Source organism: Aeromicrobium sp. (assembly GCF_025965075.1).
Classification (GTDB): Bacteria; Actinomycetota; Actinomycetes; order Propionibacteriales; family Nocardioidaceae; genus Aeromicrobium.
The window spans coordinates 1-9645 of sequence record NZ_JAOPXQ010000228.1; the positions used below are offsets into that span (position 1 = coordinate 1).

The window sequence follows — 9645 nt, forward strand, 5'->3', positions numbered from 1 at the left end:
TCGTCGTGCTCGGTGTCCTTGGCCAGCGTCCACGCGGTGTAGAGCAGGAACGCGCCGAAGACGTAGAAGATCCAGGCGAAGTTGTTGATCGCGACCGCGCCCAACGCGATGAAGATGCCACGGAACACCAACGCGATGACGATGCCGACCAGCAGTGCCTCCTGCTGCAGCTTCCTCGGCACCTTGAAGCTCGCCATGATGATGATGAAGATGAACAGGTTGTCGATCGACAGGCTGTACTCGGTCAGCCAGCCGGCGAAGAACTGCAGGCCGAAGTCGCCGCCCTTCTGGCCCGGTCCCGGCGTCACGTCGTGGTGGATCATGACCCAGATGCCGAACGCGATCGCCAGACCGACGTAGCCGGAGAGGTAGATCGCGCACTCCTTGAGCGTCGGCTCGTGCGGCTTGCGGGCGACGATGATGATGTCGAACAGCAGCACGGCGAGCGTGACGGTGATCGTCACGATCCACTCGGTCTGGGACACCGACATGCCGATGTTCTCGGCAGCCGATGACGTGGCTTGGGATAGATGCACGGTGAATTCCTCCGGTCGTCGAGCACGCCGGAGGTCTCTTCCGCCGCGAGAAGCGGCCCGCAACACCGGGTGACTGCTGAGAATCACCGTGATGACGACACTGCGATCGGGGAATACTCCCCTCCGGGGACCATTCTTGCAGGCGCGGCCCCGAGGGGGCCAATCACCGAGGTCAGACCTGGTCGATCGCCCCGGTGGCGACGTCGACCACGAAGCCTCAGGGTGGATCCGTCGAGAGGTGCTAGGCCGTGATCTCCAGCCACACGGTGTGCGGCCAGCCGTCGGCGGGGTGCAGCGTCGGGTGCCCGAACGCGTCGGGCGGTGTCGTCTGCGGCTCGACGCAGATCGTGTCGCCCGGCTCGTCGTAGACGACCCACCAGTCGGCGGACGAGCGCAGCGTGAGGTGCAGCGCGTCGGACCAGGTCAGGACCGGATCGGCGGCGAGGGTGAAGCAGTCGTCCCACGGTCCCGGCCGGGCTGCGACGAGCTCGCCGGTGGGCAGGCCGTCGGCTCCGCGCTCGACCATCGTGGTGGGCCGCAGGTCGGCCTCGAGCTCGCCGCCGGTGTCGAGCCGGCGGCGGAACCACGGGTGCAGGCCGATCGAGCACGGCCGGTCCGTGCCGTCGTCCCACGTGAGCTCGATCCGCACTCCCGCGTCGAGCAGTGCGTAGCGCAGGGTCGCGATGCCCTGGGTGGGCCACGGCCCCCCCAGGTCGACGGCATAGGTGCCCTCGCCGCTGCGTCGCCACGGGCGTACGTGCCCCAGTCCGTGCAGCGCGTTGGGCCCGTCGGCCTGCGGCAGCTGGTGCGCGACGCCGTCGGCCACGACCACACCGTCACGGACCCGGCCGGCCCACGGCACCATCGCGAAGATGCCGTCCGCGATGGCGGGGTCCACGCCGGGCGCCGAGGCGGCGCCGAGCACCTCGTGGCCGTCGATCCGTAGGCTCGTCAGGCGGGCTCCCCGCTCGGGGTCGACCACGGCACGGACACGTGAGTTCTCCAGGACGTCGGTCACGGGGACAGTCTGGACTAGACGCCGGCCCGCAGCATGCTGCGGAGCTCCTTCTTGAGGTCTCCGATCTCGTCACGCAGGCGGGCGGCGACCTCGAACTGGAGCTCGGCCGCGGCGGAGCGCATCTGCTCGCTGAGCTGCTCGATCAGGTCGGCCAGCTCGCCGGACGGGAGGTTGGCCAGGTCCGCGGTGTGGCCCAGCGGGACGGGCGCGCCCTTGCGCCGCTTGTCGCCCGTCGCCGCGAGCAGCGTCGCGGTGTCGGCGTCCTCGCGGGCCAGCATGTCGGTGATGTCGCCGATCTTCTTGCGCAGCGGCGTCGGGTCCAGTCCGTGCTCGGTGTTGTAGGCGACCTGGATCGCCCGGCGGCGGTTGGTCTCGTCGATCGCCCAGCCCATCGAGTCGGTGATCCGGTCGGCGTACATGATGACCTGACCCGACACGTTGCGTGCCGCACGGCCGATCGTCTGGATCAGGGAGCGGCCCGAGCGCAGGAAGCCCTCCTTGTCGGCGTCGAGGATCGCGACGAGGCTGACCTCCGGGAGGTCGAGGCCCTCCCGGAGCAGGTTGATGCCGACCAGCACGTCGTACTCCCCCATCCGCAGCTCCCGCAGCAGCTCGACGCGTCGCAGCGTGTCGACCTCGCTGTGCAGGTAGCGGGTGCGGATCCCGGCCTCGAGGAGGTAGTCGGTCAGGTCCTCGGACATCTTCTTGGTCAGCGTCGTGACCAGGACCCGCTCCTCCTTGTCGGTGCGGGCGCGGATCTGGGTGATGAGGTCGTCGATCTGTCCCTTGGTCGGCTTGACGATGACCTCGGGGTCCACCAGGCCGGTCGGGCGGATGATCTGCTGGACGACGTCGTCCTTGACCTTCTCCATCTCGTAGTTGCCGGGCGTGGCCGACAGGTAGACGGTCTGCCCGATGCGCTCGAGGAACTCCGGCCACTTGAGCGGCCGGTTGTCCATCGCGCTCGGCAGGCGGAAGCCGTGCTCGACGAGGGAGCGCTTGCGGGACATGTCGCCCTCGTACATCGCGCCGATCTGCGGGATCGTCACGTGGGACTCGTCGACCACGAGCACGAAGTCCTCGGGGAAGTAGTCGAGCAGGCAGTGGCCGGGGGTGCCGGGTCCCCGCTGGTCCATGTGCCGCGAGTAGTTCTCGATGCCGGCGCACGTGCCGACCTGCTGCATCATCTCGATGTCGTACGTCGTGCGCATCCGCAGCCGCTGCGCCTCGAGGAGCTTGCCGGCGCCCTCGAGCTCGGCGAGCCGTTCCTCGAGCTCCACCTGGATCGTCTCGATCGCCCGGTGCATCGTCGCGGGCCCGGCCGCGTAGTGGGTCGCCGAGCCGACGAAGAGCTCCTGGTCGTCGCTGAGGATCTCGCCGGTCAACGGGTGCAGCGTCATGAGGCGCTCGATCTCGTCGCCGAAGAACTCCACCCGCACGGCGTGCTCCTGGTAGACCGGGAAGATCTCGACGGTGTCGCCCTTGACCCGGAACGTGCCGCGGGTGCTGCTGACGTCGTTGCGGACGTACTGCGCCTCGACGAGCGTGCGGAGCAGCTGCTCGCGCGGGAGCTCCTCACCGACCTTGAAGCCGATCATGCGCTCGAGGTACTCCTGCGCCGAGCCGAGGCCGTAGATGCACGACACCGTCGCCACGACGATGACGTCGCGACGGGTCAGCAGCGACCACGTGGCCGAGTGCCGCAGCCGCTCGACCTCCTCGTTGATCGAGGAGTCCTTCTCGATGTAGGTGTCGCTCTGCGCGATGTAGGCCTCGGGCTGGTAGTAGTCGTAGTAGGAGACGAAGTACTCCACCGCGTTGTTGGGCAGCAGCTCGCGCAGCTCGTTGGCGAACTGGGCGGCGAGCAGCTTGTTGGGCATCATGACGAGCATCGGCCGCTGCAGCTGCTCGGCCAACCACGCCGTCGTCGCGGTCTTGCCGGTGCCGGTCGCGCCCAGCAGCACGACGTCCTGCTCGCCACCACGGAGGCGCTTGGTGATCTCGGCGATCGCCGCGGGCTGGTCACCCGCCGGCTGGTAGTCGGAGACGACTTCGATGGGCGCCACCTGGCGCCGGAGCTCGGACACTGACCTCATACGTCGAGCCTACGGCCCCCCACCGACAAAGCACTCTAAAGTGGAAGCCATGCCTGTCTCGGAACGCCGCGCGGCGCGGAAGCGAGAGATTCTCGAGGCGACACGGAAGCTGTTCGACGAGCGAGGCGTGAGGGACGCCCAGATCGAGGACATCGCCCGAGCCGTCGGGATCAACCGCGCCATCATCTACCGGCACTTCTCCGGCAAGGAGGAGCTGTTCGCCGAGACCCTCGTGAGCTATCTGCGCGAGCTCGACAGCCTCCTGACCGCCGGCGACGACGCGGACGCGACCCCGGAGGCCCGCCTCGGCCGCCTGACGACGGTGTTCCTCGACTTCGGCGCCCGCCTGCCGGCCTTCGTCGACTGCGCGCAGGCGCTCCTGCGACGCCGCGGTGACGAGCTGATCGAGGAGGTCAGCGAGAAGGTCATGCTCCAGCTGGGCACCGCGATGGCCGCATGCCTCAACCACGTCGTGCGGGTCCTCGAGGCGGGCGTCGCCACCGGCGACTTCGCGGTCCGCGACCCCGACCTGCTGGCCAACATCTTCTACACGCAGGCCCTCGGCGTCCTCAACCTCGTGACGCTCCAGCTCGCGGTCCGCGAGCACAACGCCGGGCTGCCGGTGACCGACTCCGTGCCGTTCGACGAGGTCAAGTCGTTGGTGACGATGGCCGCCATCGCGATGGCCCGCGGCGACAGGTCCTGACCCAGCTGGTCCTCCCCGACGCCGCGGGGGCTCTAGCAGCCGGGGGCGTCGGTGAGCTTGCCACCCCATGTCGACGAATGAGGTGGTGGATCCACCCTCACCTGGGCGACGAGCTGGCGCCCCCGACCGGGAGGCACCCGAGCGTCCAGCAACGCCGCAGGGCGGTGCGCTGGCGTCCACTCAGCTCACCTTCTTGGACGCTAGCGCACCGCTCACCTGGCTCGTGTCTCAGGCGCCTTCGAGGATCGCCACGACGCCCTGGCCACCGGCGGCGCAGATCGAGATCAGGCCGCGGCTGCCCGGGCCCTTCTGGTGCAGCAGCTTCGCCAGGTTGGCGACGATGCGCCCACCGGTCGCCGCGAACGGGTGCGCTGCGGCGAGGGACGAGCCCTTGACGTTGAGCTTGCTGCGGTCGATCGAGCCGAGCGGCACGTCGAGGCCCAGCTTGTCCTTGCAGTACGCCGGGTCCTCCCACGCCGCGAGGGTCGTCAGCACCTGGCCGGCGAACGCCTCGTGGATCTCGTAGAAGTCGAAGTCCTGCAGCGTCAGGCCCTGGCGCGCGAGCATGCGCGGCACGGCGTAGACCGGGGCCATCAGCAGCCCCTCGGCACCGGAGACGTAGTCGACGGCGGCCGTCTCGTAGTCGACGAAGTACGCCTCGGGGGTCCAGCCGTGCTTCGCAGCGGCATCCTCCGACGCGAGCAGGACAACCGAGGCGCCGTCCGACAGAGGGGTCGAGTTCGCGGCCGTCATGGTCGCGCCCTCACCCTTGCCGAAGACCGGCTTGAGCTTCGCCAGCTTCTCGACGCTCGAGTCGGGGCGCAGGTTGTTGTCCTTCGTGACGCCCTGGAACGGGGTCACCAGGTCGTCCTGCCAGCCCTCGTCGTACGACGCCGCGAGGTTGACGTGCGACGCCACGGCGAGCTCGTCCTGCGCTTCGCGGGTGATGCCCCACTCCTTGGTCGTGATGGCCTGGCTGTCACCCATCGACAGGCCCGTGCGGGGCTCGGCGTTGCGCGGCTGGTCGGGGGCGAGGTACGCCGGACGGATCTTGGCGAGGGCCGAGAGGCGACCCTTGTTGTCCTTGGCCCGGTTGGCCTCGAGCAGGATCTTGCGAAGCTTCTCGCCGACGGCCAGTGGCGCGTCCGAGGTCGTGTCCGAGCCGCCGGCGATGCCGGTCTCGATCTTGCCGAGCGCGATCTTGTTGGCGACCAGGACCGCAGCCTGGATCCCGGTGTCGCAGGCCTGCTGGACGTCGAACGCGGGGGTGTCGGGCGAGAGCTTCGAGCCCAGCACCGTCTCGCGGGCCAGGTTGAAGTCGCGACTGTGCTTGAGGACGGCGCCGGCGGCGAGCTCGCCGACCCGCTCACCCTGCAGGCCGAACCGGTCGACCAGGCCGTCGAGCGCCGAGGTCAGCATCTCCTGGTTGGAGGCGTCGGTGTAGACGGTGTTGGAGCGGGCGAACGGGATCCGGTTGCCGCCGATGACCGCGACGCGCCGGACTTCCTGCGGCTTCGCCGCGGCAGAGCGGGCAGTGGCGGTCTTCTTGGCCGGGGCCTTCTTGGCTGGGGTGGTGTCCGCCATGGCGGTCTCCTCGATCTTCGTGAACGATGGTGGTGAACGTGATCAGCGCCGCATGCGGTGCGGTGGACTGGCGCCGATTCCTGAGGCTACAGTTTCAGCAGCATTCCAGATACCAATGGTATCCGAGAGATAGGACACACCCCAGCCATGACTGATCGCTACCAGTCGCTCGCGCACAACCCGATCGGCAAGTTCGTCGTCAAGAACCTGGGTCTGCCCAATCCCCCGGTGCTGGAGCGCTGGACCGAGGGCGATCCCCTGGTCAAGGGCACCGTGCTGATCGGCGCGGCGCCGAAGGGCACGCTCGGCACGACGCTCAACACGACGCTCAAGTCCAGCGGCATCGAGACGGTCGGCGTCCGCGCCGACGGCAAGCGTTACAAGGGCCTGGTGTTCGATGCCACCGGCATCACCGACACCGCCGGCCTGGCGACGATGCAGCAGTTCTTCACCCCCGCGCTGCGCAGCCTCGCCTCGTCGGGCCGCCTGATCGTGATCGGCTCACTGCCCGAGCAGGCCACCTCCGAGACCGCCGCCATCGCGCAGCGCGCCCTCGAGGGCTTCGTCCGCTCCGCGGGCAAGGAGGTCGGTGGCAACGGCAGCACGGCCAACCTGGTGTACGTCGGACAGGGCAGCGAGTCCGCCCTCGGCTCGACGCTCGAGTTCCTCCTCTCCCCCAAGTCCGCCTTCGTCTCCGGCCAGGTCGTTCGCCTGGGCCTGACCGAGCTCCTCGACGCCGACCCGGTCGGCGACCCGGCCAAGCCGCTGGCCGGCAAGGTCGCACTGATCACCGGTGCCTCCCGCGGGCTGGGCGCCGCGATGGCCCGCACGCTGCACCGTGACGGCGCCGAGATCGTCGGACTCGACGTCCCCGCGCTCAAGGCCGAGCTCGACGTCGTCATGGCCGAGCTGGGTGGCACCTCGATCGCCGAGGACATCACCGCTGCCGACGCGCCGCAGGTCATCGCTCAGGCGATCAGGGACGCCCATGACGGCGTCGACATCGTGGTGCACAACGCCGGCATCACCCGCGACAAACGGCTCAAGAACATGTTGACGGAGAACTGGGACCTCGTGATCGACATCAGCGTCGGCGCGCCCCAGCGCATCACGGCCGAGCTGCTCGACCAGAAGCTGCTCCGCCGGGGCGGCCGGGTCATCGGCATCTCCTCGATCGCCGGCATCGCGGGCAACAACGGGCAGACCAGCTACGGCACGGCCAAGGCCGGCGTCATCGGCTTCGTCCAGGACCTGTCGAAGCGGGTCGCGAAGGACGGCATCACGGTCAACGCGATCGCTCCCGGCTTCATCGAGACCGACATGGTCAAGACCATGCCGCTGGGCATCCGGGAGGCGGGACGCCGGCTCAGCTCGCTGTCGCAGGGCGGTCAGCCGATCGACGTCGCCGAGGCCATCGCGTGGTACGCCAACCCGGGCTCGTCGGCGATCTCGGGCAACGTCGTCCGGGTGTGCGGCCAGGCCCTGATCGGCGCCTGACGTGACGACGCGCGTCTTCACCAAGGCGCCCGCCACGGCGCCGCTGATGCTCAAGGCGGCCCTGCCGGCGATCCCCGTCGTCGGCGGGCTGCCGGGCATCAGGCACGACCAGGGCACGGTGCCCGACCTCGTGCTGGAGCGACCCGGCGTCGCGACGGACCCCACGCACCTCGAGACGTACAACGAGGTGTGTGGGTTCCCCCGCTCGGACGTCCTGCCGGCGACCTACCCGCACATGGCGGCGTTCGGCCTGCACATGACGCTGATGACCGACACGGCGTTCCCGTTCGCGCCCATGGGCCTGGTGCACCTGCGCAACACGATCGTGCAGCACCGGCCGATCGGGATCACCGAGCTGCTCGACGTCTCGGTGCACGCCGCGGACCTGCGGCCACACCCCAAGGGCTCACTGATCGACATCCTCACCGCTGTCCGGGTGGGCGACGAGCTCGTGTGGGAGGAGACCATGACGCTGTTCTCCCGTCACAAGGGCGGCTCCGCCGAGACCACGACGGCACCGCTCGCGGGGCTCGATGCTCCCGACGGCGTCGTGCACTGGAAGCTCGGCGGGGACCTCGGCCGCCGCTACGGCGCGGTCTCGGGCGACCGCAACCCGATCCACCTCCACCCGTTGACGGCGCGCGCGTTCGGCTTCAAGAGCAACATCGCCCACGGCATGTGGACCCTGGCCCGCAGCCTCTCGGCGGTGCAGCACAAGCTGCCGGCCGCGTTCGCGAACGACGTCGAGTTCCGCAAGCCGATCCTGCTGCCCGGCACGGTTGTCTTCGGGTCGCGGCAGACCGACGACGGCCTGGTGCTCGGCGTCAAGGGCTCCCGCAAGCCGGTCACGCACCTGATGGGGCGCGTCGTCACCCAATCGTAACTTCGAGTTACCGGGTTCGTTGAGCACATCAACGATCTCTGGAGGGAACTCGTGAACGCTCGTCGCCATGTCCTCGCCCGCCTCCTGACGGTGCTCGGCCTGACCGTCGCCCTGCTCGGCTCCTCGCTGACCCTGGGGCAGGCACAGGCTGCGGCCGCGAGGTGGAAGCCGCGCGCCGAGCAGTACCCGTCGACCGTCACGGAGAAGGATGTCGCGATCCCGATGTCGGACGGCACGATCCTGCGCGGTGACGTGACACGTCCGGCCGACGCGAGCGGCAGGGCTGTCGCGAAGCGGCTGCCGGTCATCGTGACCATCACGGCCTACAACAAGACCGTCCTCGGCAGCGGCGGCGGGCTCGCCGGCGCCGACCCGACGTACCTCGTCAAGCGCGGCTACGTCCACCTCACGGTGGACGCCCGCGGCACCGGCAGCTCCGAGGGACAGTGGAACGCGTTCGCCGCCCGGGAGAACAAGGACGGCGGCGAGATCATGACCTGGGCACACTCGTCCAAGCGTCCGTGGAGCAACGGCATCACCGGCATGTCGGGACCGTCCTACATGGGCATCAGCCAGCTCTGGGCCGCCGCCGCCCAGCCGCCCGGCCTCAAGGCGATCTTCCCGCAGGTCCCCGGCGCGGACGTCTACCGCGACGTCGTCGCCTCCGGCGGCCAGATCGACGTCGGCTTCATTCCGCTGTGGCTGGGACTCGTCACGACGACCGGGCTGATCCCGCCGGCCGTCGCCCCGACCGATCCGCGCTCGGCCCTCGTGTCGCTGCTCGACCACCTGACGGGAGCCGCGACCTTCACGGTGCCGCTGCTCGTCAAGGCACTCGGGGGCGGTGAGCCGGCGTACGACGGCCCGTTCTACGACGAGCGCTCGGTCATCAACGTGATCGACAAGGTCAAGGTGCCGGCATTCTTCGTGTCCGGCGAGTACGACCTGTTCCAGCGAGGCACTCCCCTGCTGTTCGAGAACCTTGACCGGCGCGGCGTCCCCACCAAGATGGTCGTCGGCCCGTGGGACCACATCCAGGCCTCGGGCGGCCAGGGGCTCGACCAGGCCGGCTACGGCACGCTGGGCCAGCTGCAGCTCCGCTGGTTCGATCACTACCTCAAGGGCAAGAAGGACGCGGCGCTCGACCAGGACATCTCGGACCTGACCTACTACGAGCAGGGCACCGGCGCGTGGCGGCGGGACTCGACGTGGATCGGCTCCTCGCTCGAGGGCGCGACGCTGCGCCTGACGGGCACGTCGACCCCGCTGGGCGCTCCCGGAGGCCTGACGACCGGCACCCCGACGGACGGTACGTCCGAGGTCTA

Annotated in this window: 7 protein-coding genes and 1 pseudogene; 4 read left to right on the plus strand and 4 right to left on the minus strand. The window is 69.4% G+C overall.

Translation table 11 applies throughout. The annotated features are described in order from the left end of the window. The 3 genes and pseudogenes from JWQ91_RS13825 to uvrB form a co-directional block, all read right to left on the minus strand. A pseudogene (locus JWQ91_RS13825) lies at positions 1-536 on the minus strand (hypothetical protein); the annotation flags it as partial. A 241-nt stretch (positions 537-777) separates the two neighbouring features. Continuing rightward, the gene (locus tag JWQ91_RS13830) at positions 778-1554 is read right to left on the minus strand and encodes a hypothetical protein (protein ID WP_297785230.1); all 777 of its coding nucleotides are present in this window, start codon (positions 1552-1554) and stop codon (positions 778-780) included. A gap of 14 nt (positions 1555-1568) precedes the next feature. Next, complete coding sequence (gene uvrB / locus JWQ91_RS13835; RefSeq protein WP_297785233.1) at positions 1569-3650, minus strand: excinuclease ABC subunit UvrB; 2082 nt, start codon at positions 3648-3650, stop codon at positions 1569-1571. Positions 3651-3699: 49 nt separating this feature from the next. Between uvrB and JWQ91_RS13840 the strand changes: the two genes are divergently transcribed. After that, complete coding sequence (locus tag JWQ91_RS13840) at positions 3700-4356, plus strand: TetR/AcrR family transcriptional regulator (protein ID WP_297785236.1); 657 nt, start codon at positions 3700-3702, stop codon at positions 4354-4356. 228 nt (positions 4357-4584) lie between these two features. Here the strand turns inward: JWQ91_RS13840 and JWQ91_RS13845 are convergent, their stop codons facing one another. Further along, positions 4585-5940 (minus strand): acetyl-CoA C-acetyltransferase, encoded by a 1356-nt coding sequence (locus JWQ91_RS13845; protein ID WP_297785239.1) that lies wholly within the window; start codon positions 5938-5940, stop codon positions 4585-4587. Positions 5941-6087: 147 nt separating this feature from the next. Here JWQ91_RS13845 and JWQ91_RS13850 point away from each other — a divergent pair, with 147 nt between their 5' ends. The 3 genes from JWQ91_RS13850 to JWQ91_RS13860 all read left to right on the plus strand — a co-directional run. Further along, complete coding sequence (locus JWQ91_RS13850; RefSeq protein WP_297785242.1) at positions 6088-7437, plus strand: 3-oxoacyl-ACP reductase; 1350 nt, start codon at positions 6088-6090, stop codon at positions 7435-7437. A gap of 1 nt (position 7438) precedes the next feature. Next, positions 7439-8320, plus strand: a complete 882-nt coding sequence (locus JWQ91_RS13855; RefSeq protein ID WP_297785245.1) for a MaoC/PaaZ C-terminal domain-containing protein — start codon at positions 7439-7441, stop codon at positions 8318-8320. Positions 8321-8371: 51 nt separating this feature from the next. Next, a partial coding sequence (locus JWQ91_RS13860; RefSeq protein WP_297785247.1) for a CocE/NonD family hydrolase occupies positions 8372-9645 on the plus strand: 1274 nt, incomplete at its 3' end.

Bases quoted from the DNA above. Each gene is read 5' to 3' on its own strand.
- JWQ91_RS13850 (WP_297785242.1), top strand. From the start codon at position 6,088: ATGACTGATCGCTACCAGTCGCTCGCGCACAACCCGATCGGCAAGTTC.
- uvrB (WP_297785233.1), bottom strand. From the start codon at position 3,650: ATGAGGTCAGTGTCCGAGCTCCGGCGCCAGGTGGCGCCCATCGAAGTC.
- JWQ91_RS13845 (WP_297785239.1), bottom strand. From the start codon at position 5,940: ATGGCGGACACCACCCCAGCCAAGAAGGCCCCGGCCAAGAAGACCGCC.
- JWQ91_RS13840 (WP_297785236.1), top strand. From the start codon at position 3,700: ATGCCTGTCTCGGAACGCCGCGCGGCGCGGAAGCGAGAGATTCTCGAG.